The organism is Rhizobium sp. HT1-10, assembly GCF_049472505.1.
Classification (GTDB): domain Bacteria; phylum Pseudomonadota; class Alphaproteobacteria; order Rhizobiales; family Rhizobiaceae; genus Rhizobium.
The window spans coordinates 105,217-129,842 of record NZ_JBCEBQ010000009.1; the positions used below are offsets into that span (position 1 = coordinate 105,217).

Consider the following 24,626-nt stretch of genomic DNA (forward strand, 5'->3'; position numbering starts at 1 on the left):
CGTGATCAATGCAAGTGTGATCACAAATCAAAAAATCAGGGGTCGGCAACGATCGTCCCCGGCCAGAGGGATCCATGAGTTTACCATCCGAACGGCAGGGGGAGGATACCCAAGCGCCTGTTCTGACTGCGAAAAATGTCATCAGGCGGTTTGGAGGAATAGCCGCCGTCAACGACGTGTCCTTCGAGGTGAAGCACGGCGAAATCCTCGGTCTGATTGGCCCGAACGGTGCCGGCAAGACGACCATGTTCGATCTTCTCTCCGGCAGCGTCCTGCCGACGAGCGGCGAAATCCGCCTCAATGGAACAGTGGTCTCAGGCGAATCCGCCCACCGCCGCATCGGCCGAGGTCTTGGCCGCACATTCCAGATCCCGCGCCCGCTCCCCAACATGACGCTGATCGAAAACGTCATGCTGGCCGCCCAGCACCAGACGGGCGAAAGCCTGTTTGCCAATTTCCTGGTGCCTTGGCGCGTTGCCGCAGAGGAAAAGCGCGCCCGCGACAAGGCAATGGAACTGCTCGACCTCGTGCTCCTGACCCGGCTTGCCCACGAGCCGGCCCGCGTGCTTTCAGGCGGCCAGCGCAAGCTGCTCGAACTGGCCCGGGTAATGATGGCCGATCCGGCGATCATCCTCCTCGACGAGCCCGCAGCCGGCGTCAACGCCACCCTGCTCGAGGTCATCATCGACCGCATCCGCGACATCAACGCACGCGGCATCACCTTTCTGCTGATTGAGCACAACATCGACATGGTCACCAGGCTCTGCAACCGCGTGCTTGTCATGGCTGGCGGCCAGCTGCTCTGCCAGGGCACGGCCGAAGAAGTCGCCCGTGACCCGCGTGTCATCGAAGCCTATCTCGGAGGTGCGGCATGAGCGAACCCGTTCTCCTCGTCCGCGATCTCGTCGCCGGCTACGAGCCCGGCGTGCCAATCGTCCGGGGCGCCTCGATCACCGTCAACAGGGGCGAGATCGTCGTCGTCCTCGGGCCCAACGGCGCCGGCAAGTCGAGCTTCATCAAGGCCGTCGCCGGCCTCGTGCCGATTACATCGGGCAGCGTGCTGCTCGACGGCAAGGACATCACGGCGGCCCCTGCCCACAAGATGGTGCGTCTCGGCCTCGCCTTCGTGCCGCAGACCGAAAACATCTTTCCGCAGATGTCGGTCGACGACAACCTGAAGGTCGCCTGCGGTATCCTAAAGCCAAGCGATGTCCCCGCCCGCATCGAGGCGATGTACACGACATTCCCGGATCTGGCCCGCCACCGCAAGATCGCCGCCGGCAACCTGTCTGGCGGACAGCGGCAGATGCTCGCCGTCGCCCGCGCGCTGGTGGTCGATCCGAAGGTGCTGGTCCTTGACGAGCCCTCGGCCGGCCTGTCGCCGAAATTCGTTTCGATGGTGTTCCAGATGCTGGCGGACATCCGCAACTCAGGCGTCACCATCCTGCTCGTCGAGCAGAACGCCCGGGCAGCGCTTGCCATCGGCGACCGCGCCTATGTGCTCGTCGAAGGAAAGGACCGCCACGAAGGCATCGCCTCCGAACTGTGGAACGACCCTGTGGTCGCGGAGCTCTATCTCGGCCAGCGACCGTCGCAGCCTGCACGATCGACCGATACCGGAGGTGCCGCATGAACCTGCAATTCATCGTCGACGGTCTTCTGACAGGCTCGATGGTCGGCCTCGGCGCCATCGGCGTGACGCTGACCTATTCGATCCTGCGCTTCTCCAACTTCGCCCATGGCGACTTCATGGCCTGGGGTACCTACGCGACGCTCACCGCCGTCAGTGCCATCGGCGCGATGTTCGGCAAGATCGCCCCGATCGGCCCGCTCTCCTTCGGCTGGCCGCTAATCGTGGCCGTCGTCATCGGCATGGCGTTCACCGGGCTGATGGCGCTGCTGCTCGACAAGATCCTGTTCGCGCGGCTGCGCGCCAAGGGTCAGACGATCATCGTCGTCATGGCAAGCTTCGGTGCCTCGATGGCGCTGCGCAGCCTGCTGGAGTTCATCTTCACCTCGCGGCCGGCCTATTTCAGCCGTTCGATCCAGATCGCCATGCCGGTCGGCTACGGCATCCGCATCACGCCCGACCAGATCGTGCTGCTGCTGATGACCGCGCTTCTTGTGCTTTCGGTTCACATGCTGATGACGCGCACCCAGATCGGTCGCTCGATGCAGGCCGTCAGCCAGAACCCGGCGCTCGCCCGCGTGGTCGGCATCGACGTTACCAAGGTGGTGCGCGTGACCTGGCTGATCGGCGGGGCGCTCGCCTGCGTCGCCGGCGTGATGATCGGCATCCTGGTGCAGATCCGGCCGCTGATGGGCTTCGACATGATGCTGCCGATGTTTGCCGCCGCCATTCTGGGCGGTATCGGCAGCGTGCCCGGCGCCGTGCTGGGCGGCCTGATCATCGGCCTTGCGGAAGCCGGCGCCGTGCAACTGATCGGCGCCGAATGGCGGGCTGCGGTATCCTTCGTCATCCTGATGGCGGTGCTGCTGGTCCGGCCGATCGGCCTCTTCGGAGTGAAAGAGAGATGATGGACATCGTTGGCTATGGCGCATTCTTCCTGACGACGGCGCTGATCTTCTCGCTGATCACTCTCGGCCTCAATCTGCAATGGGGGCTGACCGGCCTGTTCAATGTCGGTCTGGCCGGTTTCGTCGCCATCGGCGCCTATACCTCGGCGCTGCTGACGACACCCGATACGGTCGGCCGCTTGGGCGGCTTCGACATGCCCATCGTCATCGGCTGGCTCGGCGCCATGCTCGTCACCGGCCTAGCCGCCGCCCTGACAGGCGTCGCCACGCTACGGCTGAAGTCGGATTATCTGGCCATCACCACCTTCGGCGTCGCCGTCGTCGTGCAACTGGTGGCGCTGAACGCGCAAAAACTGACCGGTGGCCCCTTCGGCATCGGGTTTATCCCGCGACCCTTCGCAGGCCTCGCCGAAACGCCTGTTCTGTTCAACTTCTCGAACCTCGCCGCCGGCGCCGGCGTGACGCTCGTCACCTACCTTGCGCTGGAACATCTCTCCCGCAGCCCCTGGGGACGGGTGCTGAAGGCGCTGCGCGAGGACGAGCGCGCCGCCATCTCGCTCGGCAAGAGCGCCCGCTTCTACCGGGTCCAGGCCTTTGCCGTCGGCGGAGCGATCATGGGGCTGGCCGGCGCAGTGCAGGCGCATTTCATCGGCTTCATCGCCCCTGACAACTATGTGCCGACGCTGACCTTCCAGATCTGGACGATGCTCATCGTCGGCGGGTCCGGCAGCAACAAGGGCGCCATCCTCGGGAGCGTCCTCGTCTGGGCGATCTGGGCCGGCTCCGGAGCGCTGACCAGCGCCGCCTTCCCGACCGACCAGCAGGCACGCGCAGCATCGCTGCAGATCGTTGCCATCGGCGTCATGCTCTGCGTCATCCTGCTGGTGCGCCCGAACGGCATCCTCGGCACCCTGCCGCGCCGTCCGCGCTGGTTCGGCAGGAAACAGCCGCCGGCCGTGTCAGATCAGAACGGGGCCGCCTCGTGAGCACGAGGGAAAGCGTCCCCCCGACCGTTCCATCGCTCTGGCACGCCGTCGGCCGCAACCGACGCAACCGCCCTCCCCTGGAGGCCACGCTCGACGTCGATCTCGCCATCGTCGGGGCTGGCTTCTCCGGCCTCTCGACGGCCTTGCATGCGGCGGAAAAAGGCCTCTCGGTCGTCGTGCTCGAGGCAGGCATAATCGCCTGGGGCGCCACCGGCCGCAACGCCGGCTTCGTGGTGCCGAACTTCGCCAAGAAGGACCCGGATCACGTCATCGCCGAACTCGGCCCCGAGCGCGGCGAACGCCTGATCGAGATGGCGGCCGGCAGCGGCGACCTGGTCTTCGACCTGATCCGCCGGCACGCGATTGAATGCGAAGCTGAACAGAGCGGCTGGATCCAGCCCGCCCACTCGGCCGCCGCCTTCGAGAAGGTGAAGTCGCGCGCCGCCCAGTGGCAGGCACGCGGTCGCCCGGCCGTGGTTCTCGATCGCCAGGCCGTCCGCGCCCTCACCGGGATAGAGGGCTACTTCGGCGGCTGGACGGACAAATCGGGCGGCGTGCTCAATCCGGTGGAATATGCCCGGGGCCTCGCCGATGCGGCCGAAAGGCTGGGCGTGAAAATTTTCGAGCAATCGCCGGTAACGAGTATCGGCCGCTCCGGCAATGGCTGGACGCTGACGACGTCGACCGGCACTGTGCGCGCCGGCAAGGTGGTGGTTGCGACAAATGCCTATGGCGGTCGCCTCAATCCGCAGCTGGCGCGCACCTATTTTCCGCTGAAGGTCTTTCAGGTCGCGACCCGACCGCTGCCGGCTTCCGTCCGCCAAAGCCTGCTGCCGGGAAACCAGTGCGCCTCCGACACGCGGCGCAACCTCTTCACCTTCCGCTTCGATGCCGCCAACCGGCTGATATCGGGCGGCATGCACATCTTCGGCCCCGGCGCGAACAGCCGTGTGCCGAACACGATCCACAGGCGGATGGCCGAAAAGCTCGGGCTCCCCGACCTGCCACCGCTGGAGTTCAGCTGGTCGGGCATTGCCGCCGTCGAGCCGGATTTCCTGCCGCATCTGGTCGATCTCGGCCCCGGACTGATTGCCGGCTTTGCCTGCAACGGCCGCGGCATCGCCATGACGACAGCAATGGGCCGGGCGATCGCGGACTGGGCGGCGGGTGCGGACGCCCGCGATCTCGCCATTCCCTTCGCACCGCCGGCGCCGATCCCCTTCCACGCCCTGCTCCGGCACGCGCCCAATGCGCTGTTGCCCTGGAGCATGCTGCAGGATTGCCTGGACGAACGCGCCGCTTAAAGCTTCAATGCTTGAAAACAAAAAGAGCATTTCCATGCCTCAACGAGACGCTGAAATGCTCCTAAACCCCTAAAACGTAACGCGCCCGCCGATCCCATGACAGATCGGCAGGCGCTCGCTCACTCCTGGCCCCACCAGGAGGAGCTATTACTCGCGCTCGCCCGTGAAGTTGAGCAGCAGCTGGAAAATGTTGACGAAGTTCAGGTACAGCGACAGCGCGCCCATGACGGCCATCTTCTGCTGCGATTCCTGATCATAGTTCTCGGCATACTGTTCCTTGATGTTCTGGGTGTCCCAGGCGGTCAGGCCGACGAAGACGGCGATACCGATCACGGACACGGCGAACTGCAGGACAGTCGAGCCGAGGAAGATGTTGACGACGCTGGCGATGACGACGCCGATCAGGCCCATCATCAGGAACGAGCCGAAATTCGCGAGATCCCGCTTCGTCGTATAGCCATAAAGGCTGGTCGCGCCGAACATGGTGGCGGCGATGAAGAAGGTGCGCGCGATGCTGGCGCCGGTGAAGACGAGGAAAACCGAGGCGAGCGACAGGCCCATCACAGCGCAGAAGGCCCAGAACATCATCTGCGCACCGCCGGCCGACATCGACTGGATCTTGAACGAGAAGAACAGCACGAAGCCGATCGGCGCGAGCATGACGACCCACTTCAGCGGCGACGAGAAGATCGGCACGTAGAGGGCCGGCGTCGTGCCGACGACGAAGGCGACGAGGCCCGTCACCACAAGGCCGATGGCCATATAGTTGTAGATGCGCAGCATGTGCTTGCGCAGGCCCTCGTCGAACAGCGCCTGGGTGCCGGCATTGACGCCGAAACCGGAGTGGGGATTGATCGGATTCATGATCTGTCTCCTTGATTGGGTTAATAGAGCGTCCGGGAAAGCCGCTCGGCCTCCCCGTCGAGATTGTTGACGTTGGGATCGGCGACCAGCGCATAGGCCACTTCCCCGATCTGCCAGTATGAAGCCTGCACGCCGTCGAGTGCGACGTGGGCGACCTTGGCAACCGCGAAGCTGCCCGGCCGGACGGCAAACAGCGAAAGCCGCTTGCCCTTGGCGTCGACGCTGACTTCGATGCTCGGCCCGAAGGCCGAGGGATAGATTTCGGCGTCCGCCACCTTCCAGTCGGCCGGCAGCGTCGGCATGACGATAGCGGTGGCAGCCCGCATCTCCTCCGGATTGTAGCCTGTCGCCTTCGGCTGTGAGGCAACCTCAGACCGGATGGCCGAGGTGCGGAAGGCCGCGACGGCATCGTCGACGAATTCAGGCGGCGGAACCGAGGCCGAGACTTCGGTGGCCGAGAAGGCACCGAAGGAAGTGTGGGCCACCCAGCCGGCCGTCACCAGCACGCCGACCGCCGCAATACGCTGCAGCGATTGGAACACCCGCCCGGAGGCAAGCCCCCGCTCCAGCCGGCGCGCGGCCTCGCGCGTCTGCGCGCCGCCGGCCACGGCTTCCGTGGCAAGCGCCAGCCGCAATTCTCCGCGCAGGCTGAGGTCTGCCATCACCTTGGCCGCCATGTCGGGATGCTCCGAGAGATAGGATTCCACCTCGATGCGCCGGGATACGTCCAGCTCGCCGTCGACATAGGCGTCGAGATCGGCATCGATGATCGGGTCAGCTGGCGTCATGATCATTTCCTCCAATGACACGCAGATGCGACGCAGCCGGTGCCTTGTCCTCGAAGTCCCTGAGTTGGGCCCGCGCCCGCGAAATCCGCGACATCAGCGTGCCGACCGGGATGCCGAGCGCCGCCGCCGCCTCGTTGTAGGACATGTCCTCGATGGCCACGAGGTGCAGGGCTGCCCGCTGCTCTTCCGGCAGGCTGAAGAAGGCATTGCGCACCTGCGACAGCCGCACGGCATGTTCCTGGCCGGCGGCCAGCGATTGCTCCGTCTCGACAGCCGCGCCATCATGGCGGCGGGTCATCGACCGGTCGCGACGCAGCCGGTCGACATGGGCGTTGTGCAGGATGGAAAGCAGCCAGGAGCGCAGGTTGGCACCGCGGCGGAAAGTCGACTTGCGCTCATAGGCGCGCACCAGCGCATCATGCACCAGGTCCTCGGCATCGTCCGCGTTGCGCACCAGCGAGCGGGCGTAGCGTCTCAGGGATGAGAGCTGTGCCAAGACATCGAATGTGCGTCCGTTGCGTTCCATGACTGAGTATACGGACACCGATGCGAACTTATTCCCGTCCCGATCAAAAAAATCGAAACGGGTTACATCAGCACGAAATCCCTGGGCTTCGGCAGCGGCGGCAGGTCCGTCTCGCCCAGCGCCTCGCGCAGATTATGCTCGATAGCATCGGCAAGCGCCGCGATCGGGAGAGCATTCGCCTCCTTGCTGAACGGATTTTCCAGCTCGTCGCCGAGCGCATCCAGCCCGAAGAAGGTGTAGGCGATGACGGCAGCTGCGAACGGCGTTCCCCAGCCGAGCACATCGACCGAACTGAACGGCATCAGGAAGCAGAACAGATAGGCGGTGCGGTGCACCAGCAGCGTATAGGCAAACGGCAGCGGCGTGTTGCGGATGCGCTCGCAGACCGCAGGCACGATCGCCATCTGCGTCACGCTGGCGTCGAGCATCTGGTACTGGATGTCTGTCAGCTTATCGCCCGCCCGCATCCGCGCCAGATCGGTCGACATCAGCCGCATCAGCATCTCCGGCCGGTTCGAGGCGGCGTGGTAGAGCGGCCGCAAATCGGCCGGCAGCACCCGCTCGACCTTGCCATGGTCGCCATTCGGCCTGAGGTGCTGGACCAGCGCCTGCGGCATCGCAATCGCCAGTTCCATGAGGCTGCGGCGCATGCGCCGGCCTTCGTCGCCGTGGATCGCCTCCAAGAGCAAGGTCTGGCGCGAGAATGTGCGGGCCGCATAGACCAGCTGCCCCCAGCTCTGACGCGCCTCCCACCAGCGCTGGTAGCAGGCATTGTTGCGAAACGACAGGAACACCGAAAGCGCCGTGCCGAGAACCGCGAAAGGCACGCCGCTGACCGACAGGATCATCCCCGGACGCTCATGATGGCCCCAGGTGATGAAGCAGGACATGACGAAGATGACGAGGATCTGCGGCAGGATGCGCGGAATGATCGATCCGCGCATGATGAAGAACAGCGGTAGAAGTCCCGGGCGGTCGCGGACGATCATGGAAGAGCTCTGTCGGATAAGGAAATCGGTCCGCCATCCTTACAACAGAACCTTAGCCCGCCTAATGAATATTTGAAGGATGACGCTGCCAGTCATGCGTCCGAATGTCGCCGGAAACGCGCGATATCGATGGCGCTGCGGATATCCAAGACTACCAGACGAAATATTCGTTTGAATCGCTGGCCAGCCAGCGTGCTGCCAAGTCCGCCTCTTGCTCAGTTGCCGGCAGCCACAAGCACCGGCTCGGCCCGATAATCCTTCGGAAAGAGCCGTTTCAGGTCATCGATCTTCGGCATGTCGTTGATGGCGATATAGGGATAGGTCGGGTGGGTTGTCAGGAAATCCTGGTGGTAGGCTTCGGCCGGATAGAAGCTCTTGCCCGGCTCAATCTTCGTCACGATCGCCTTGCCGAAGACACCGGCCTTGTTCAGCTGCTCGATATAGGCCTTGGCGACGCGGGCCTGCTCCGGCGTCGTCGGGAAGATCGCCGAGCGATACTGGGTGCCGCTGTCGGGTCCCTGGCGGTTCAGCTCGGTCGGATCGTGGGCGACGGAGAAATAGATCTGCAGCAGATGGCCGAGGCTGACCTTGTGCGGATCGAAAACCACCTTCACCGTTTCGGCATGCCCTGTCGTACCCGTACTGACCGTCTCGTATTCCGCCGTGTTCCTGGCGCCGCCCGCATAGCCGGAAACGGCGCTGACAACGCCGTCGACGTGCTGGAAGACGCCCTGGACACCCCAGAAGCAGCCGCCGGCAAGCGCGATGGTCTCGGTGCCGGAGCCCGGCGCTTCATCGACGACCGGTTTAGGAATATCGCGTGCCTCGCCGGCCTGCGAAGGCGTGAAATGCAGCACCGCGCCTCCGACCAGGAGGATGGCCACGGCGGTACCCGCCCGGCGGCCGTAGTGGGACATCACATCGCGTATGGAATGACTGGAAGGCATCGTCATGGATGGTCTCCTCTGAGCGGACTGTCGAAATTATCCCCGGCACCCGGGTCGCGGCGCGTAAACTCCCGATCATCGCAGGAGCGGTTCGTCAGCATCGCCAGTCCCTCCAGTGTGATCTTCGTTCATACATCAGATACGGAGCCGACAGCGCTTTTGTTACATCCGGCGGCGCCTGACACGCGAATGTGACCGTGACCGCTTGCGGGACAGCCAGGAACAAACCGTCGAAGCGACCGTTTGCAAATCGAACAGTGGCGGATGCATCGGATGACGACCACCGCCGGCATCGGAGGTGCATCCGTCCCGCCAGCCCTGATCGAGCCTTCGATCGGAGGCATCCCCGAACACCGGAAGGAGACTATCATGGAACTGTCAGGCAAAGTCGCGCTCGTCACCGGCGGCGCATCGGGTATCGGCAAGGCCGCATCTCTGAAGCTGGCCGCCGAAGGCGCCATGGTTGGCCTGCTCGGTCATACCAGGAGCGAACTCGACGATGCCGTGCGGGAGATCGAAGCGGTCGGCGGCAAGGCCATGGCGTTGACCGCCGATGTCACCAACGAAGGCGAAATGCGGTCGGCGACCGCATCGTTGGTCGAGCACTTCGGTCGCCTGGATATCGTAGTCGCCAGTGCCGGCATCAACGGCGTCTGGGCCCCGATCGACGACATCACGCCGGACGAATGGGACAAGACCATCGCCGTCAATCTGCGCGGCACCTACATGACGCTGCACCTGGCGGTACCCTATCTGAAGAAGCGGGGCAGCGCTTCGATCGTCGTCATATCCTCCATCAACGGCACGCGGACTTTTTCGAATGGCGGCGCCACCGCCTACGCCGCGACCAAGGCCGGGCAACTGGCCATCGTCCAGCAACTGGCTCTCGAACTCGGCAAGCACCGCATCCGCATCAACGCCGTCTGCCCCGGCGCCATCGTCACCGAGATCGACGACAACACGCACAAGCGCAATCAGGAGGAAGCCAGCGTTCCGGTCGAGTGGCCGGCAGGGGAAATCCCGCTCACCGGGGGCGAATACGGCACCGCCGAGGAAGTGGCCGACACCATCCTGTTCCTGGCCGGCGACCGCTCGCGCCACATCACCGGCACCCCGATCTGGATCGACGGAGGCCAGAGCCTCCTGCGCTAGGCCTCCTCAGCCGTCGGTCAATCAGTAATGCGGGGGCCGCGTATTGGCCGGCGCCTCGGCGGTCTCCTCTTCGAGCGTCATAAAGCGCTCGACCAGCCGCTCGAGCTTGTAACGCGTCTCCTCGACGACTTTCCACTGAGCAGTCAGCTGATCGGAAAGCTCGTCGATGGTCTTTGCCTGGTGCGCAACCACCTCCTCGAGCTGGGTAATGCGCGTTTCCTGTTCGGACATGGGAGATCCCTTCAATCTTGCTGTTGCCGCGAGACATCAGTTTTCGACGCCCATGGCAAGGGTGAGCGCACGACATCCGCAGGCGACAGCTTATCGGCAAGCCGTAACGGCCATGCAACATCATGTTCCCGTGTTGGCACAGGCACGGAAAGAGAGGAACCCATCGGCGTTCCAGAGGTTTCAAGAGAATTGCAAACCGCCAGCAGGAGACGACAATGTCCGACGCGCCGAGAATCGAGCAAAACGATGCGCCAGCCGGTGGCTGGGGATCGGTCAGGTCCCTCGCCCATCAGGCCCGTGAAAACGGTCAGCCGCTCAGCGTCATCCCTGGCCTTGCCAAGCAGAACAAGGCCGATGGGTTCGCCTGCGTAAGCTGCGCCTGGGCAAAGCCGGCCAAGCCGCATCCCGCCGAATTCTGCGAAAACGGCGCCAAGGCGACGTTCTGGGAACTGGTCTCCACCCGCGCCGATCCGGATTTCTTCGCCAAGCACAGCGTCACCGAACTGCGCGGATGGAGCGATTACGACCTTGAAAATGCCGGCCGCCTGACCCGCCCGATGCGCTACGATGCGGCTTCCGACCACTTTGTACCGGTCGCCTGGGACGAAGCCTTCGCCGCCATAGGCAAGGAACTGAAGGCAATACGCTTGGACGATCCGAAGAAGGTGGTGTTCTACGCGTCCGGCCGCGCCTCGCTGGAAACCTCGTACATGTACCAGCTGATGGCCCGGATCTACGGCAACAACAACCTGCCCGACAGCTCCAACATGTGCCACGAGTCCACCTCCGTGGCATTGCCGGAGAGCATCGGCGTCCCCATCGGCACTGTTCGCCTCGACGATTTCGAGACTGCCGATGCCTTCTTCTTCTTCGGCCAGAACACCGGCTCGAACGCGCCGCGAATGCTGCATCAGCTGCAGGAGGCGGTCCAGCGCGGCGCCACCATCGTCACGTTCAACCCTCTCAAGGAGCGCGGCCTCGAGCTCTTCGTCAATCCGCAGAGCCCCATCCAGATGGCGACGAACCATGGGACACGGATGAGCAGCCAGTATCATCAGGTAAAGGCAGGCGGCGACATCGCGGCCATCACCGGCATCTGCAAGGCGTTGCTGGCCGCCGACGACGCCGACCTCGCAGCCGGAGGCAGCGGCCTTCTCGACCGCGAATTCCTGGCCGAGCACACCCACGGCGCCGAGGCCTTCATCGATTATGTGAAGAGCCAGGATTGGGATGTGCTGGTTCGGGAATCCGGCCTGCCCATTGCCGCCATGGTCGAAGCGGCGGATACCTATGGCCGCGCCAAATCGGTGATCGGCGTCTACGGCATGGGCCTGACGCAGCACAAGCTGGGCGTCGAAGCCGTGCAGATGGTGGTCAACATGCTGCTGCTGCGTGGCAATATCGGTCGCCCGGGGGCCGGCATCTGTCCCGTGCGCGGCCATTCGAACGTACAAGGCCAGCGCACTGTCGGCATTTCCGAAAAGACCAAACTGGTGCCGCTCGACAAGCTGAAGGAGCTCTACCACTTCGAGCCGCCGCGCGAGGACGGCCTGAACACCGTCGAGGCCTGCGAGGCGATCGTTGCCGGCAGCGTCGAAGCCTTCATCGGCCTTGGCGGCAATTTCCTGCGCGCAGTGCCCGATCGGGAGGTGATGGAAGAGCGCTGGCCGAACATGCGGCTTACCGTGCAGATCGCGACAAGGCTCAACCGCGGCCAGCTGTTCAACGGCGGCCTATCCTATCTCCTGCCCTGCCTCGGCCGCACCGAGATCGACGAACAGGCAACCGGCCCGCAGGCCGTCAGCGTCGAGGACAGCACCGCCTGCATCCACGGCTCGAAGGGCTTCCACGCTCCCGCCGGGCCTGACCTCTACTCGGAGCCGAAGATCGTCGCCGAGATCGCCAAAGCGAGCCTTCCGGCAGAACCACTGGTCCCATGGGATGACTGGGTTGGCGATTACGCAAAAGTCCGCGACGCCATCGAAGCGACCTATCCGAAGATCTTCAAGGATTTCAACAAGCGGATGTTCACGCCCGGAGGCTTCGAAAAACCGATCGCGGCCTGTGAACGGGATTGGCAGACAGACACCGGCAAGGCCAATTTCAAGCTGCCGAGTGCCCTGTCGGCAAGCTTCGCGGAAGACCACGCGGATGTCTTCCGGCTGATGACGCTGCGCAGCAACGACCAGTTCAACACGACGGTCTACGGCTACAGCGACCGCTTCCGCGGCGTCGAAGGCACCCGCATGGTGATCTTCCTCAACCCGAAGGACATGCAGAAGCTTGGGGTTGCCAAGGATGACACCGTTTCCCTGGTCACAGCCACCGACGACGGCGTCGACCGCCGGCTGGGTGGCTTGCGCGTCGTTCCCTACAGCATCCCCGAAAGTTGCTGCGGCGGCTACTATCCGGAGTGCAATTCGCTGATCCCGCTCTGGCAGTATGCCGAGAAGAGCAAGGTGCCAGCTGCGAAATCGATACCGGTGCGGATCGTCAAAGATGGCAAGACACTGGAGCCGATGCCGATCTTCAGCCGCGTTGCCGCCGATGGTGCGGCTGGAAAAACGCTCTGATTAATGGGCTTTCAGCCTGTCGGGAGCTGTCTCCGGACAGCCGTTTTCGGCGCCATTCCTGCTGATTCTAATATCCACCAAGATCCTTTGGGCTGTTATTCAACTGACATGAGCGAGCACTAGAGAGGGCGGCAAGAAGCGCCGGCCTCCTCTCGAGTGCCGCTCCCTTTGCGGGGCGCTTCCGGCCAAATTCGGAGACGCGCCCATGAAAATCATCCAGATTACCGACACCCATGTCAGCCCCAACAAGCCGCATTTCAACGGCAACTGGGAACCGCTGGCCCGCTGGATCAACGACAGTGGCGCCGACCTGGTCATCCACACCGGCGACCTCAGCGTCGATGGTGCCGACAAAGACGAGGACCTCGCCTTCTCCATGGACCTGATGCGTCAGGTCACGGCACCGATGCTGATCGTCCCCGGCAATCACGATGTCGGCCATCTGCCTGACTCCGCCCAGCCGGTGAATGCCGAGCGCCTGGCACGCTGGCGCCGCATGGTCGGCCCCGATCGCTGGATGGAGGACCACGGCAACTGGCGGCTGATCGGGCTCAACAGTCAGTTGATGGGCTTCGAGGATGCCGAAGACGACGGCCAGTTCGAATGGCTGGAAAAGGCGCTTGAGGGTCGGGAAGGTCGCCGCGTCGCCCTCTTCGCCCACAAGCCGCTCTTCGTCGACAGGCCCGACGAAGGCGACACCGGCTATTGGAGCGTTCGGCCGAACCAGCGCAAGCGCCTCTACGACCTGATCGCTGCCCACGACGTGGCGCTGTTTGCGAGCGGCCACCTGCACTGGGCCTGGAAGGGCGGCTTCGACACGACGGCAACCGTCTGGGCGCCGCCTGCCGCCTTCATCCTCGACAAGATGGAACGCGAAATGCCGGGCGAACGCTTCGTCGGCGCCGCCATCCACACGCTTGGTGACGAGATTACGACCGAACTGGTCGCGGTCCCCGGCATGACCGCATATTTCCTCGATGACGTCGTCGAGGAAGTCTATCCGCAGGCGGCCCACAAGGTTGCACGGGATGCGGCCCAATGAGCGCGCTCTCCCTTTCCGGCATCGCCAAATCCTTCGGTGACAACGCCATCCTCAAGGGCGTCAGTCTCGAGATCGAGCCGGGCGAGTTCATCGCGCTCGTTGGCCCGTCCGGCTGCGGCAAAAGCACGCTGCTGCGCATCCTCGCCGGCCTCGACCATGCCGACAGCGGCGAGATCGTCATCGGTGGCCGGGAAATGTCCGGCATGGCTGCGGCCGACCGCAACATCGCCATGGTCTTCCAGTCCTATGCCCTCTATCCGCACCTGACCGCCGGCCAGAACATCGCCGTGCCGCTCGCCATGCGGCGACTGTCGCGCGGCCAGCGCCTGCCCTTCGTCGGCAGCTTCATGCCCGGCCAGCGCAGCATCCGCAAAACCATCCAGCGCGACGTCACTGAAATGGCCCGCTCGCTGAAGATCGACCACCTGCTCGACCGCAAGCCCGGCCAGATGTCCGGCGGCCAAAGGCAGCGCGTGGCGCTCGCCCGTGCCATGGTCCGCCAGCCGAGCGTCTTCCTGATGGACGAGCCCCTGTCCAACCTCGACGCCAACCTGCGCGTCCATGCCCGGGGCGAAATCGTCGACCTGCACCGCCGCGCCGGCGTACCGACGGTCTACGTCACCCATGACCAGGCGGAGGCCCTGTCGATGGCCGACCGCGTCGCCGTCATGATCGGCGGTAACCTCTTGCAGCTGGCAACGCCGCAGGTGATCTATGACGATCCGGCCCATGTCGATGTCGCCCGCTTCGTCGGCCAGCCGCGCATCAACCTCGTCCCGGCGCTGGCCGAGGGCGGCCGCGTCTCCTTCGGCGGCATCCGCATGGCGCTGTCCGACGACAGCGAGGCCGGCACCGACGTCACCATCGGCATCCGCCCCGAATTTGTCCGCCTGTCGGACAACAGCAACGACGCGCTGGCAGCCCATGTCGAGCGCATCGAATTCCTCGGCTCCGAAGTCATCGTCTACTGCAAGCTCGACGCGATAGGCGAAACCATGATCGCCAAGCTGACGCCCGCCGAAGCGGCTGGCGTTTCCGTCGGCAAGCCGGTTGCCCTCACCCTGTCGCCCGACAAGGCGATGGTCTTTGCCGCCGACGGCCGGCGCCTGGCGGCAACGCCTGTTGCGGTCGAAAGCGTCCGGGAGCAGGCGCATGGCTAGCATCGCCTTCGATACCGTTTCGCCCAAGCGCCTGGCGGATGTCCATGCCCGTAACGAAGCCCGCACCGCCTGGCTGCTGGCCTCGCCGGCCATCGTGCTGATGATCGTTTTCGTGCTGTTGCCGGTCATCGCCGTCATCGGCCTCGGCTTCACCAATTTCGAACTCGGCATCGACAAGTTCCGCTTTGTCGGCCTCGACAACTACAGCCATCTGTTCACGGACCGCACCTTCCGCAAGTCGCTGTGGAACACGACGGTCTACACGGCGATCGTGGCCCCCGTCTCGATCGTCCTCGGCCTCGGCGTCGCCCTTCTGATCGAGAGCGAGACGACGGCGAGGAGCTTCTTTCGTACGGCCTATTTCCTGCCGGTCGCCTCGCTGATCGTCGCCATGGCGACCGTCTGGCAATATCTCTTCCATCCGACCATCGGCCCGATCAATGCCCTGCTGGCAACCGTCGGCATTCCCGGCCCGAACTGGCTCGGCTCGGCCGGCACGGTGCTCTACAGCCTGTCGATCATCGGCGTCTGGCAGTCCGTCGGCTTCAACATGGTGCTGTTCCTGGCCGGTCTCACCGCCATCCCGCGCGAGCTCTATGGTGCCGCCGAAATCGACGGCGCACGCTCGGCGATCGATCGCTTCCGCCTCGTCACCTGGCCGATGCTGGCGCCGACGACGCTGTTCGTCACCACCATCAGCATCATCAACGCCGTCAAGGTGTTCGAGACGGTGCAGATGCTGACAGAAGGCGGCCCCAACCGGGCGTCCGAGGTCCTGCTCTTCACCATCTATCACGAGGGTTTCGTCTACCTGCATGTCGGCTATGCCTCGGCGATGACCGTCGTCTTCCTCGTCATCCTGATGGTGCTGACCTTCCTGCAATACAACGTCCTCGACAAGCGGGTGCATTACTCATGAGCACAGCCACCTTCACCACCGGCCGCGCCATCCGCCTGACCGTGCTGTCGCTCGGCGCGCTGGTCTTCCTGTCGCCCTACATCTTCATGCTGTCGGCAGCCGGCAAGACACAGAGCGAGATCTTCACCTCCGCCCTGTCGCTGGTTCCGCAGACCTTCTATTACGTCGCCAACTTCACCAAGGCCTTCAGCCGCGTGCCGATGGGCACGCTGCTGTGGAACGGCGTGATGGTCTGCGGCCTGATTTTCTTCTTCCAGGTGCTGGTCGCCATCCCCTGCGCCTATGCCATGGCCAAGCTCAAATTCCGGGCCGCCAAACTGCTGATGGCAATGGTCATGCTCGGGCTGCTGGTGCCGATCCACGCGACGGCGCTGCCGCTCTACGTCGCCTTCGACAGCGCCTCGCTGCTCAACAGCTACACCGCGCTGGTGGCACCCTTCTCGATCTCGGTCTTTGCCATCTTTATGTTCCTGCAGTTCTTTCGCGCCATGCCGGACGACCTGATCCACGCCGCGCGTCTCGACGGCATGTCGGAAATCGGCATCGTCGCCCGCGTCATCGTGCCCAACGCCTGGCCGGCCGTCACCGCCTTTGCGATCTTCTCGGTGGTCGCCCACTGGAACGACCTCTACTGGCCGCTGATCGTCATCAGCAAGCAGGGCTATGCGACGCCGCCGCTCGGCCTGATGTATTTCCGCGCCGCCGAAGCCGGCGACGACTACGGCGCGCTGATGGCCGCCACCATGGTCATAACCCTTCCCCTCGTCGCCGCCTTCCTGCTCGCGCAGAAGCGCTTCGTCGAGGGAATTACCATGACCGGTCTCAAAGGCTGACCGGTCGCCACACCAGGAGAACGCTCGATGAAACACTTCACCAAGCTCGTTGCCGCTGCCGCCATCGCCATGGCTGTTTCGGTGCCGGCGCGCGCCGAAACCACGCTGACCGTGCATTACCCCATGCCCGGCTTCTTCAAGGACGTGATGGACACGATCTCGAAGAAGTTCATGGAAGAAAACCCGGATATCAAGATCCAGTTCGCCAGCCCGTCGGCCACCTATGAGGACGGCATCCAGACCATCCTGCGCCAGGCCGGCACCGACGCCATGCCCGACATCACCTTCATCGGCCTCAACCGCCTGCGGATGATCTCCGAGCGCAACGTTGCCCTCGACCTCGGACCGCTGGTCAAGAAGGACGGCAACATGGCCGAGGAAGGTTTCTCGGACACGATCCTGAAGCTCGCCCAGGTGGGCGGCAAGCAGCTGGGCCTTGCCTTCGCCACCTCGACCCCGATCATGTACTACAACGCCGACCTGGTGAAGGCTGCCGGCGGCAACCCCGACGTTCCGCCGACCACCTGGGACGAAGTCATTGCGCTCGGCGGCAAGATCAAGGCACTCGGCAACGGCGTCGACGGTATCGATTTCCGCTGGCAGGGCGACGACTGGATGTTCTCCGCCCTCCTGTTCGGCAACGGCGGCACGATGCTGAATGCCGACGAGACCAAGGTCGCCTTCAACGGTCCGGAAGGCCTGAAGGCCGCCGAGACGCTGCAGCGCATGGCCAAGGAAGGCGGCCTGCCGGTCTTCACCAAGTCGGCCGGCGAACAGGCCTTTGCCGCCGGCAAGGTCGGCTTCGAGTTCCAGACGACGGGCGCGCTGCGCAACACCATCAAGAATGTCGGCACCAAGTTCGACCTGCGCACCGCCAAGCTGCCTCTGCTTGATCCGGCCAAGGGCCATCTGCCGACCGGCGGCAACGCCGTCGTCATTCTCGCCAAGGACCCGGTCAAGCAGGAAGCCGCCTGGAAGTTCGCGAAATTCGCCGCCGGCCCCTACGGTGCCTCCGTCGTCGTTCCCGGCACCGGCTACGTTCCGAACAACGAACTGGCTGCCAAGTCCGACAAGTATCTCGGTCAGTTCTACAAGCAGAACCCGCTGTTCCAGGCCGGCCTGAACCAGATGTCGCTGATGATCCCCTGGTACGCCTTCCCCGGCTCCAACGGCGTCAAGGTCACCCAGACCATCGTCGACAACCTGTCGCGCATCGTTGACGGCTCGGCTGAACCAAAGGCCGCCCTCGACGACGCCGCCGCTGATGTCGAAGGCCTGCTGCCGCGCAGCTGAGCCACAGGCTATGCCATGATCTGCGCCGTCTCCCGAAAGGGAGGCGGCGTTTTTTGTTTGTGGGGCCTTCGGGATATGCAGCGATTGTTTGCTTCGAATATACGGCTGCACCCCCCTCTGTCGGCCTGGCCGACATCTCCCCCACCAGGGGGGAGATCAAGTCGCCGCGCTGGCTATCCAAAACAATGACCTCGCGGAAATATGCCATGTCGAAGCCAGTTGGGCAGGCAAAGGCGCTCCAGCTGATCTCCCCCCTGGTGGGGGAGTTGCCCGACAGGGCAGAGGGGGGTGGCGTCCCGGATACGACCTCGCCGGCTAACACACCCCTCTGTCGGCCGGGCCGACAGCTCCCCCACAAGGGGGGAGATCGGGTCGCCGTGCCGGCTATCCGAAACAATGACCTCGCGGAATTTTGCCCTGTCGAAGCCAGTGAGGCAGGCAATGGCGCTCCAGCTGCTCTCCCCCCTTGTGGGGGAGATGCCCGACAGGGCAGAGGGGGGTGCGCCCCAGAGACGATCTCGCCCGCACCCATGCAAGCCCTAAAACCAAAAAAGCCGCCGTCCTTCCAGACAGCGGCTTCAAATTCCCAATAAGCCCAGCGCTTACTTCCCGGCGCGCACGCCATCCAGCAGGTGCGGCAGCGCCTTGACGTTGTCGTTGCGCAGTTCCGGCGGCAGCAGGCCGTCCGGCAGGTCCTGGTAGGAGACCGGGCGGAGATAGCGGCGGATGGCCATCGTACCGACCGAGGTGGTGCGGCTGTCGGACGTGGCCGGGAACGGGCCGCCATGGACCATGGCGTGACTGACTTCGACACCCGTCGGCCAGCCGTTGGCGAGGATGCGGCCAACCTTGCGCTCGAGCACAGGCAACAGTTTGCGCGCATCGTCGTGATCGGCGGGATCGAGGTGCAGGGTTGCCGTCAGCTGGCCTTCGAGCTTCTCGGCGATCTCAACCATCTGCGCCACGTCCTTGCAATGGACGAGCAGGCTGGCGGCACCGAAGACCTCGTTGCCGAGGCTCTCGTCGGCGAGGAAATGCTCGGCATCGGTCTCGAAGAAGATCGCCGGGCTGCGGTTGGCGCCTTCGGCCGGCTTGCCCTGCGCGAGCGTCTTGACGGCGTCGTGACCGGCAAAGGCGGCAACGCCCTGGTCGTAGGCGGCATGGATACCGGGTGTCAGCATCGGCGCAGGCGCGCTTTCGGTGAGCGTGCCGGTGGCGGCTGCGATGAAGGTGTCGAGATCCGGGCCGTCGACGGCAAACATCAGGCCGGGATTGGTGCAGAATTGGCCGGCACCCATGGTCAGCGAGCCGACGAAAGCCTTACCAAGCGCTTCGCCGCGGGCGGCGAGTGCTGCCGGGAAGAGATAGACCGGGTTGACGCTGCTCATTTCGGCGTAGACCGGGATCGGCTCCGGACGGGCGGCGGCGATGGCAGCCAGCGCCAGGCCACCAGCGCGCGAGCCGGTGAAGCCAACGGCCTTGATGTGCGGGTTCTTCACCAGCGCGGCGCCGGTTTCATTGGCACCCGTCACCAGCGAGAAGACGCCTTCGGGCAGGCCGCAAGAGGCAACGGCCGCGCGGATGGCGCGGCCGACCAGTTCGCCGGTGCCCGGATGAGCAAGGTGGCCCTTGACGACAACGGGGCAACCGGCGGCAAGCGCCGATGCCGTGTCACCGCCGGCAACCGAGAAGGCGAGCGGAAAGTTGCTGGCGCCGAAGACGGCGACCGGGCCGAGCGGGATCTGGCGCAGGCGCAGATCCGGGCGCGGCAGTGGCTGGCGCTCCGGCAAGGCGGGATCGACGCGCAGGTCGAGCCATTCGCCGGCCCGCACAACCGATGCGAACAGACGCAGCTGGCCAACGGTGCGGCCACGCTCGCCGGTCAGGCGCGCCAGCGGCAGGCCGCTTTCGGCATGGGCGCGCTCGAGCAGCTGGTCGCCGATTTCAAGAATGTTGGCGGCGATGGTCTCGAGGAAGACCGCACGGTCTTCGAGGCTGATGGCACGATAGGTATCGAGGGCGGCAGCGGCCAGATCGCAAGCGCGGTCGACATCGGCAACGGAGGCCACGGCGAAGGCCGGTTCCATGGTTTCCCCCGTGGCCGGATTGATGGCGCGCACGGTCCTGTTGTCGCCGGTTGAATTGGCGCCGATCAGAAGATCGCCCTTGATGACAAATGCCTGGGTCATGAAATTTCCTCGAGATTTGGCGGACGCGATACATGCGCCCATGAGCCGGATATCAATATCGGATGACAGCTATAAGATGATGCCGCCGACTGCAAGTTCAAGTCGGTGCGGCTGGGAAGTCATCCGTGTCAATCCGCTCCGGAAGGGATGGAACTCTCCGGGCCTTCGTGCAAATGTGCAGTCCGCTTGGCATCGGCTGGGCGCCTTTGTATCCGCGTCGACGACTGGTTGCCTAAGATGTTCCAAGATATTGCCAATCCGATCGTGCAGTTTTGCTTCGTCATGGTCGTCGGCTTCGTGGTCAGCCGCATCCTGCTGCGGCGTCGCCAGGTGCTAAGGCTGGTGGCGCAGATCGCCCTCTTCATCCTCTTGACGCTCGTGCTCCTGCATAATGACATCGTCCCCTATGAGCAGTCGCCCATCGGAGATTCGGTTGCGCTCAGGGTGTTTGGCGCCTTCGCCAAGATGGTCTGGTGGATCAACGGCGCCTGGATGCTGGTTGCCTTCGTGCGGGTCTTCCTGATCTTCGAGAGGAAGCCCCGCGAGGGCCGGCTTTTGCAGGACCTCATCGTCGGCATCATTTACATGGGCGCGGCGCTGTCGATCGTCTCCGATGTGTTTGGCGTCCCCGTGGGGACGCTGCTTGCCACCTCCGGCGTCTTTGCCATCATCCTCGGTCTGGCGCTGCAGAGCACGCTGAACGACCTGTTTTCCGGCATTGCGCTCAACCTCGGACGACCCTACTCGGTCGGTGACTGGATCGTGCTCGACGACGGCCTGCAAGGAAGGGTCATCGAGACCAACTGGCGCGCCACCTACCTGCAGAACGGCACGAACGACCGGATCGTCATTCCGAACAGCGCGCTGGCCAAGGCCAGGCTCACCAATCTCTCCAGTCCCGACGAGAGCCACGGCCTGTCGATCACGGTCCGCCTGGAACCGACCGTCAGCCCCCGGGCGCTCGTCGATGTCATGCGCAACGTTTTGCTCAGCAGCAACTCCATCCTCAAGACGCCGGCGCCCTCGGTGACGATCGAAGGAATGGACGGCCAGGCGGTGCAGTTAGGCCTGTATTTCAGTGTCAACAACATCTCGATGACGGCAACGGCCAAGAACGAAATCTTCGATCTGCTCTTCCGCCATGTCAAATCGGCCGATTTCCGGATGGCGGCACCGGTCGGCGCTATTCCCTCCCTTGCCGCGAGCCCGGGGACCGATAAACCGCAGAAGCTAAGCACGCCGCTCGCCCTCCTCAGCAATATCCCGCTGTTCGCGACGCTGACGGAGGATGAAAAGGAAACGCTTGCCGCGCTGATGACGCGACGGACCTACCGCAAGGATGCGGTGATCGCCGAGCAGGATGCGCGCCTGACGGCCCTGATGATCGTCCGCACCGGCGTTGTCAGCATCACCCGCACCGAGGACGGACGGCAGATCGAAGTGACGAGACTGGCCCCTGGCGACTATTTCGGAGAGGGTGGCGTCCTGATGGGGGCAACCGAAATCGCCGCCGCGCAAGCCCTGACCTTTGTCGTCATCTATGAGCTCAGCGCCGAGGACCTCGCGCCTTTGCTGCACGACAGGCCTATGATTGCCGAGGAGCTCGGCCACATCATGGCGCGGCGCAATGCGACGGAAAAAAACCTGTTCTCCGCTGGTGTCAGCAACAGCGTGCAAGGAGGCTCGCTCGCGGCGCGCATCCGCCACCTGTTCGAGCTGCCGCACGACTGACGGGCGGTCATACCCCAACGCTCCCCAATAGCATGTCAATAGAAGGCGGGCTCGATGGGCCCGCCTTGATAATCAAGCCTCGCCGCGCGTGGCTTCAAACAGGAACCAGGCACGCCGCTCGGCAAAGTCGGTCCAGGTATCGATCAGGCCGCTGGTGCCGTTGTCCTTCGCCTCATCGGCGATTTCCTTTGCATGGCGCAGCGCCTCGACCATGGTGAGATTGTCGGCATGCAGTTCCCGCAGCATCGCCACCGGCGAGACAAATTCGGCGTCGTTGTCGGCGGTCGACTGATGCCGCGCGATATCGCCGATCGATCGCAGGGTGGTGGCGCCGATCTTGCGAACGCGTTCGGCGATGTCGTCGGTGGTGCCGATGATCTGTGCCGCCTGCTCGTCGAGCATCAAGTGGTAGTCACGGAAATGTGGGCCAGACATGTGCCAGTGAAAATTCTTGGTCTTGAGATACAGCGCGAAAGTATCGGCGAGAACGCCGTTCAGTGCGTCGGCGACCTGCGACCTGTCAGTGCGGCCGAGATCGGTGGGGGTTGCGAGAGCTGGTGAGGATGCAGTGGTCTTGCTCATGATGTCCTCTTATCGTTCTAGTGCAGGCGCTTTGCCCGCATCGCTGTCGTCAGCGTGTTGAGCGCGCGACCCGCCGAGGGGCATCGGGCTGCCCTTGCTGCTCTGTCCCGCGCACCCCCATAAGCCCGCGACCGGCGGAAAAGTTCCGGTGGTTTGCATGCTGACACGAAGCCTTCACCATTGCCGCCGCAACATTGCCCCCTTTGAAAAGCATGCCATATGAGCCCTTGCAAAGGCTTGCGGCCTACTGCTGAAAAGATACAACGAAGTCGACCACATCCGAGACCCTTTCCAAGGAATAACCGATGTCAGTGAATGCGCCCGAGTTGCTTGCTGTCCAGGCCGACCAGACCCGCACGACCCTTGCACCCGCCGACCCCTGCGCCATGGTGCTTTTCGGTGCCGGCGGCGACCTCACCCGCCGCCTGGTGATCCCCGCCCTCTACAATCTGCTTTTGTCGAAGACCCTGCCCGACAATTTCGCGCTGATCGGCGTCGATCTCGCCGAGGGCAGCGTTGAAAGCTGGGCGCAACGCCTGCACGAAATGCTGCAGACCTTCATCGGCAACCGCTCCTCGGACTTCGATATCGAAGCGATCGACGAGGCCGCCTGGTCGGTGCTGGTCTCGAAGATGGTCTATATCAAGGGCGACCTCACCACACCGGCGCTCTACGCCGACATCCGCAAGGCGCTCGAAGCAGCCGAAGCCAACAACGGCACCAAGGGCAATGCGATCTTCTACCTTGCCGTCGCCGGCCAGTTCTTCGGCACGGTCATCGACCAGCTTGGCGCCGCCGGCCTGGTCACCCAGCCGCAGAATGCCGATGGCACGAACCAGTTCTGGCGGCGTGTGGTCATTGAAAAGCCGTTCGGCCATGACCTCGCCTCGTCGCATGCGCTGAACGAGCGAATCCTCAAAGTCCTCAGCGAAGACCAGATCTTCCGCATCGACCATTTCCTCGGCAAGGAAACGGTGCAGAACATCATGGCCTTCCGATTTGCCAATGGTTTCTTCGAGCGCATCTGGAACCGCGACGCCATCGAGCAGGTGCAGATCACCGTGACCGAGACCGTCGGCGTCGAGACGCGCGGCAAGTTCTATGAGAACACCGGCGCCCTGCGCGACATGGTGCCGAACCACCTGTTCACCCTGCTGTCGATGGTGGCGATGGAGCCGCCGACCTCGTTCGACGCGGCTTCGATCCGAACCAAGAAGGCGGAAGTGGTGGAAGCCATCCGCCCGTGCCAGCCCTCGGAGGCCGTCCGCGGCCAGTACGACGCAGGCTCAGTGCTCGGCAAGACGGCCGTGCCCTACCGTTCCGAGGCCAACGTCGATCCGGCCTCGCGCGTCGAGACCTATGTCGCCATGAAGCTGGCGATCGACAACAGGCGCTGGCAGGGCGTGCCATTCTACGTGCGCACCGGCAAGCATCTGACCGAACGCCGTACCGAGATCGCAATTTCTTTCAAGGCAGCGCCCGGGCAGCCGTTCCACAAGGAAGGCGAAGGGCCGCAGCCGAACTGGCTGGTACTGCGCACCGCCCCGGACGAGGGCATCTTTCTCGGCTTGCAGGTCAAGAAGCCTGGCCAGGAAGTGGCGCTCGCCAATGTCGGCATGCTGTTTCGCTATGACGACTGGTTCGCCGACTTTCCGAATGTCGGCTACGAGACGCTGATCTACGACGTCATGACCGGCGACGCGACGCTGTTCATGCGCGCAGACATGGTCGAGCAGGCATGGCGGGTGGTACAGCCGTTGCAGGATGCCTGGGCGACGGAGCAACCGGATTTCCCGAACTATGCCTCGGGCAGTGCCGGCCCGGATGCCTCCGACGAGCTTCTCGCGCGCGCCGGCCATAGCTGGCGGGCGCTGAAGCCATACGCCCCGAAGAGCTGATCCAAGGACTATCGAAACAGGGGAGTCCGGGTCGGCCTTCCCCTCCCAAGGCTCGGGCCCACACGCAAGGGCCTGAGCCAA

General features: G+C 64.0%; 22 protein-coding genes. 14 read left to right on the forward strand and 8 right to left on the reverse strand.

The genetic code is table 11. The features are described 5' to 3' along the window. The first annotated feature begins 74 nt into the window (after positions 1-74). Genes VH564_RS20475 through VH564_RS20495 form a run of 5 tightly spaced genes read left to right on the forward strand, consistent with a single transcriptional unit; the run spans position 75 to position 4,828 of the window. Positions 75-875, forward strand: coding sequence for an ABC transporter ATP-binding protein (locus VH564_RS20475; RefSeq protein WP_423341709.1), 801 nt, complete (start codon positions 75-77; stop codon positions 873-875). Then, complete coding sequence (locus VH564_RS20480) at positions 872-1,633, forward strand: ABC transporter ATP-binding protein (protein WP_423341710.1); 762 nt, start codon at positions 872-874, stop codon at positions 1,631-1,633. Before VH564_RS20475 ends, VH564_RS20480 begins: the two co-directional genes overlap by 4 nt. After that, positions 1,630-2,538 (forward strand): branched-chain amino acid ABC transporter permease, encoded by a 909-nt coding sequence (locus VH564_RS20485; RefSeq protein ID WP_423341711.1) that lies wholly within the window; start codon positions 1,630-1,632, stop codon positions 2,536-2,538. Before VH564_RS20480 ends, VH564_RS20485 begins: the two co-directional genes overlap by 4 nt. After that, positions 2,535-3,524 (forward strand): branched-chain amino acid ABC transporter permease, encoded by a 990-nt coding sequence (locus VH564_RS20490; RefSeq protein ID WP_423341712.1) that lies wholly within the window; start codon positions 2,535-2,537, stop codon positions 3,522-3,524. The genes VH564_RS20485 and VH564_RS20490 overlap by 4 nt, the downstream gene beginning before the upstream one ends. After that, complete coding sequence (locus tag VH564_RS20495; protein ID WP_423341713.1) at positions 3,521-4,828, forward strand: NAD(P)/FAD-dependent oxidoreductase; 1,308 nt, start codon at positions 3,521-3,523, stop codon at positions 4,826-4,828. The genes VH564_RS20490 and VH564_RS20495 overlap by 4 nt, the downstream gene beginning before the upstream one ends. A 147-nt stretch (positions 4,829-4,975) precedes the next feature. Here the strand turns inward: VH564_RS20495 and VH564_RS20500 are convergent, their stop codons facing one another. The 5 genes from VH564_RS20500 to msrA form a co-directional block, all read right to left on the reverse strand. After that, positions 4,976-5,692, reverse strand: a complete 717-nt coding sequence (locus VH564_RS20500) for a Bax inhibitor-1/YccA family protein (RefSeq protein ID WP_423341714.1) — start codon at positions 5,690-5,692, stop codon at positions 4,976-4,978. Positions 5,693-5,712: 20 nt separating this feature from the next. Then, positions 5,713-6,480 carry an anti-sigma factor family protein gene (locus VH564_RS20505; protein WP_423341715.1) on the reverse strand — a complete coding sequence of 256 codons (768 nt, stop codon included), beginning with the start codon at positions 6,478-6,480 and terminating at the stop codon, positions 5,713-5,715. Next, entirely contained in the window at positions 6,467-7,006 is a 540-nt protein-coding gene (locus VH564_RS20510) for a sigma-70 family RNA polymerase sigma factor (protein ID WP_423341816.1), read from the reverse strand. Before VH564_RS20510 ends, VH564_RS20505 begins: the two co-directional genes overlap by 14 nt. Positions 7,007-7,068: 62 nt before the next feature. After that, positions 7,069-7,995, reverse strand: a complete 927-nt coding sequence (locus tag VH564_RS20515; RefSeq protein WP_423341716.1) for a bestrophin family protein — start codon at positions 7,993-7,995, stop codon at positions 7,069-7,071. 215 nt (positions 7,996-8,210) lie between these two features. After that, positions 8,211-8,948, reverse strand: a complete 738-nt coding sequence (msrA, locus tag VH564_RS20520) for a peptide-methionine (S)-S-oxide reductase MsrA (RefSeq protein ID WP_423341717.1) — start codon at positions 8,946-8,948, stop codon at positions 8,211-8,213. A gap of 363 nt (positions 8,949-9,311) precedes the next feature. Here msrA and VH564_RS20525 point away from each other — a divergent pair, with 363 nt between their 5' ends. After that, the gene (locus VH564_RS20525) at positions 9,312-10,094 is read left to right on the forward strand and encodes an SDR family oxidoreductase (RefSeq protein WP_423341718.1); all 783 of its coding nucleotides are present in this window, start codon (positions 9,312-9,314) and stop codon (positions 10,092-10,094) included. Positions 10,095-10,115: 21 nt separating this feature from the next. Here VH564_RS20525 and VH564_RS20530 read toward each other — a convergent pair whose 3' ends face one another. Further along, on the reverse strand, positions 10,116-10,325 hold the full coding sequence (locus tag VH564_RS20530; RefSeq protein WP_423341719.1) for a SlyX family protein: 210 nt from the start codon (positions 10,323-10,325) through the stop codon (positions 10,116-10,118). Positions 10,326-10,540: 215 nt separating this feature from the next. On the opposite strand from VH564_RS20530, the gene VH564_RS20535 reads away from it, so the two are divergent. The 6 genes from VH564_RS20535 to VH564_RS20560 all read left to right on the forward strand — a co-directional run bounded on the left by VH564_RS20535 (position 10,541) and on the right by VH564_RS20560 (position 18,145). After that, positions 10,541-12,898, forward strand: a complete 2,358-nt coding sequence (locus tag VH564_RS20535; RefSeq protein WP_423341720.1) for an FdhF/YdeP family oxidoreductase — start codon at positions 10,541-10,543, stop codon at positions 12,896-12,898. 205 nt (positions 12,899-13,103) lie between these two features. Beyond that, complete coding sequence (locus VH564_RS20540; protein WP_423341721.1) at positions 13,104-13,940, forward strand: metallophosphoesterase family protein; 837 nt, start codon at positions 13,104-13,106, stop codon at positions 13,938-13,940. Then, a complete protein-coding gene (locus VH564_RS20545) occupies positions 13,937-15,100 on the forward strand; it encodes an ABC transporter ATP-binding protein (RefSeq protein WP_423341722.1) in 1,164 nt (387 codons plus the stop codon). Before VH564_RS20540 ends, VH564_RS20545 begins: the two co-directional genes overlap by 4 nt. Continuing rightward, positions 15,093-16,019, forward strand: a complete 927-nt coding sequence (locus VH564_RS20550) for a carbohydrate ABC transporter permease (RefSeq protein WP_423341723.1) — start codon at positions 15,093-15,095, stop codon at positions 16,017-16,019. The genes VH564_RS20545 and VH564_RS20550 overlap by 8 nt, the downstream gene beginning before the upstream one ends. Further along, positions 16,016-16,852, forward strand: coding sequence for a carbohydrate ABC transporter permease (locus tag VH564_RS20555; RefSeq protein ID WP_423341724.1), 837 nt, complete (start codon positions 16,016-16,018; stop codon positions 16,850-16,852). The genes VH564_RS20550 and VH564_RS20555 overlap by 4 nt, the downstream gene beginning before the upstream one ends. A 27-nt stretch (positions 16,853-16,879) precedes the next feature. After that, a complete protein-coding gene (locus tag VH564_RS20560; RefSeq protein ID WP_423341725.1) occupies positions 16,880-18,145 on the forward strand; it encodes an ABC transporter substrate-binding protein in 1,266 nt (421 codons plus the stop codon). Positions 18,146-18,747: 602 nt separating this feature from the next. Here VH564_RS20560 and VH564_RS20565 read toward each other — a convergent pair. Continuing rightward, positions 18,748-20,334, reverse strand: a complete 1,587-nt coding sequence (locus VH564_RS20565; RefSeq protein WP_423341726.1) for an aldehyde dehydrogenase (NADP(+)) — start codon at positions 20,332-20,334, stop codon at positions 18,748-18,750. A 237-nt stretch (positions 20,335-20,571) separates the two neighbouring features. On the opposite strand from VH564_RS20565, the gene VH564_RS20570 reads away from it, so the two are divergent. Next, the gene (locus VH564_RS20570; RefSeq protein ID WP_423341727.1) at positions 20,572-22,065 is read left to right on the forward strand and encodes a cyclic nucleotide-binding domain-containing protein; all 1,494 of its coding nucleotides are present in this window, start codon (positions 20,572-20,574) and stop codon (positions 22,063-22,065) included. 72 nt (positions 22,066-22,137) lie between these two features. On the opposite strand, the gene VH564_RS20575 is transcribed toward VH564_RS20570, so the two are convergent. Next, entirely contained in the window at positions 22,138-22,647 is a 510-nt protein-coding gene (locus VH564_RS20575) for a Dps family protein (protein WP_423341728.1), read from the reverse strand. 305 nt (positions 22,648-22,952) lie between these two features. On the opposite strand from VH564_RS20575, the gene zwf reads away from it, so the two are divergent. Next, a complete protein-coding gene (gene zwf, locus VH564_RS20580) occupies positions 22,953-24,545 on the forward strand; it encodes a glucose-6-phosphate dehydrogenase (RefSeq protein WP_423341729.1) in 1,593 nt (530 codons plus the stop codon). Positions 24,546-24,626: the final 81 nt, after the last annotated feature.

Coding starts and splice junctions, on each gene's coding strand:
- VH564_RS20555 (WP_423341724.1), top strand. CDS start 16,016: ATGAGCACAGCCACCTTCACCACCGGCCGCGCCATCCGCCTGACCGTG.
- VH564_RS20570 (WP_423341727.1), top strand. CDS start 20,572: ATGTTCCAAGATATTGCCAATCCGATCGTGCAGTTTTGCTTCGTCATG.
- VH564_RS20480 (WP_423341710.1), top strand. CDS start 872: ATGAGCGAACCCGTTCTCCTCGTCCGCGATCTCGTCGCCGGCTACGAG.
- VH564_RS20540 (WP_423341721.1), top strand. CDS start 13,104: ATGAAAATCATCCAGATTACCGACACCCATGTCAGCCCCAACAAGCCG.
- VH564_RS20490 (WP_423341712.1), top strand. CDS start 2,535: ATGATGGACATCGTTGGCTATGGCGCATTCTTCCTGACGACGGCGCTG.
- VH564_RS20500 (WP_423341714.1), bottom strand. CDS start 5,692: ATGAATCCGATCAATCCCCACTCCGGTTTCGGCGTCAATGCCGGCACC.
- zwf (WP_423341729.1), top strand. CDS start 22,953: ATGTCAGTGAATGCGCCCGAGTTGCTTGCTGTCCAGGCCGACCAGACC.
- VH564_RS20475 (WP_423341709.1), top strand. CDS start 75: ATGAGTTTACCATCCGAACGGCAGGGGGAGGATACCCAAGCGCCTGTT.
- VH564_RS20530 (WP_423341719.1), bottom strand. CDS start 10,325: ATGTCCGAACAGGAAACGCGCATTACCCAGCTCGAGGAGGTGGTTGCG.
- msrA (WP_423341717.1), bottom strand. CDS start 8,948: ATGACGATGCCTTCCAGTCATTCCATACGCGATGTGATGTCCCACTAC.
- VH564_RS20485 (WP_423341711.1), top strand. CDS start 1,630: ATGAACCTGCAATTCATCGTCGACGGTCTTCTGACAGGCTCGATGGTC.
- VH564_RS20545 (WP_423341722.1), top strand. CDS start 13,937: ATGAGCGCGCTCTCCCTTTCCGGCATCGCCAAATCCTTCGGTGACAAC.
- VH564_RS20550 (WP_423341723.1), top strand. CDS start 15,093: ATGGCTAGCATCGCCTTCGATACCGTTTCGCCCAAGCGCCTGGCGGAT.
- VH564_RS20510 (WP_423341816.1), bottom strand. CDS start 7,006: ATGGAACGCAACGGACGCACATTCGATGTCTTGGCACAGCTCTCATCC.
- VH564_RS20560 (WP_423341725.1), top strand. CDS start 16,880: ATGAAACACTTCACCAAGCTCGTTGCCGCTGCCGCCATCGCCATGGCT.
- VH564_RS20525 (WP_423341718.1), top strand. CDS start 9,312: ATGGAACTGTCAGGCAAAGTCGCGCTCGTCACCGGCGGCGCATCGGGT.
- VH564_RS20575 (WP_423341728.1), bottom strand. CDS start 22,647: ATGAGCAAGACCACTGCATCCTCACCAGCTCTCGCAACCCCCACCGAT.
- VH564_RS20515 (WP_423341716.1), bottom strand. CDS start 7,995: ATGATCGTCCGCGACCGCCCGGGACTTCTACCGCTGTTCTTCATCATG.
- VH564_RS20565 (WP_423341726.1), bottom strand. CDS start 20,334: ATGACCCAGGCATTTGTCATCAAGGGCGATCTTCTGATCGGCGCCAAT.
- VH564_RS20505 (WP_423341715.1), bottom strand. CDS start 6,480: ATGACGCCAGCTGACCCGATCATCGATGCCGATCTCGACGCCTATGTC.
- VH564_RS20535 (WP_423341720.1), top strand. CDS start 10,541: ATGTCCGACGCGCCGAGAATCGAGCAAAACGATGCGCCAGCCGGTGGC.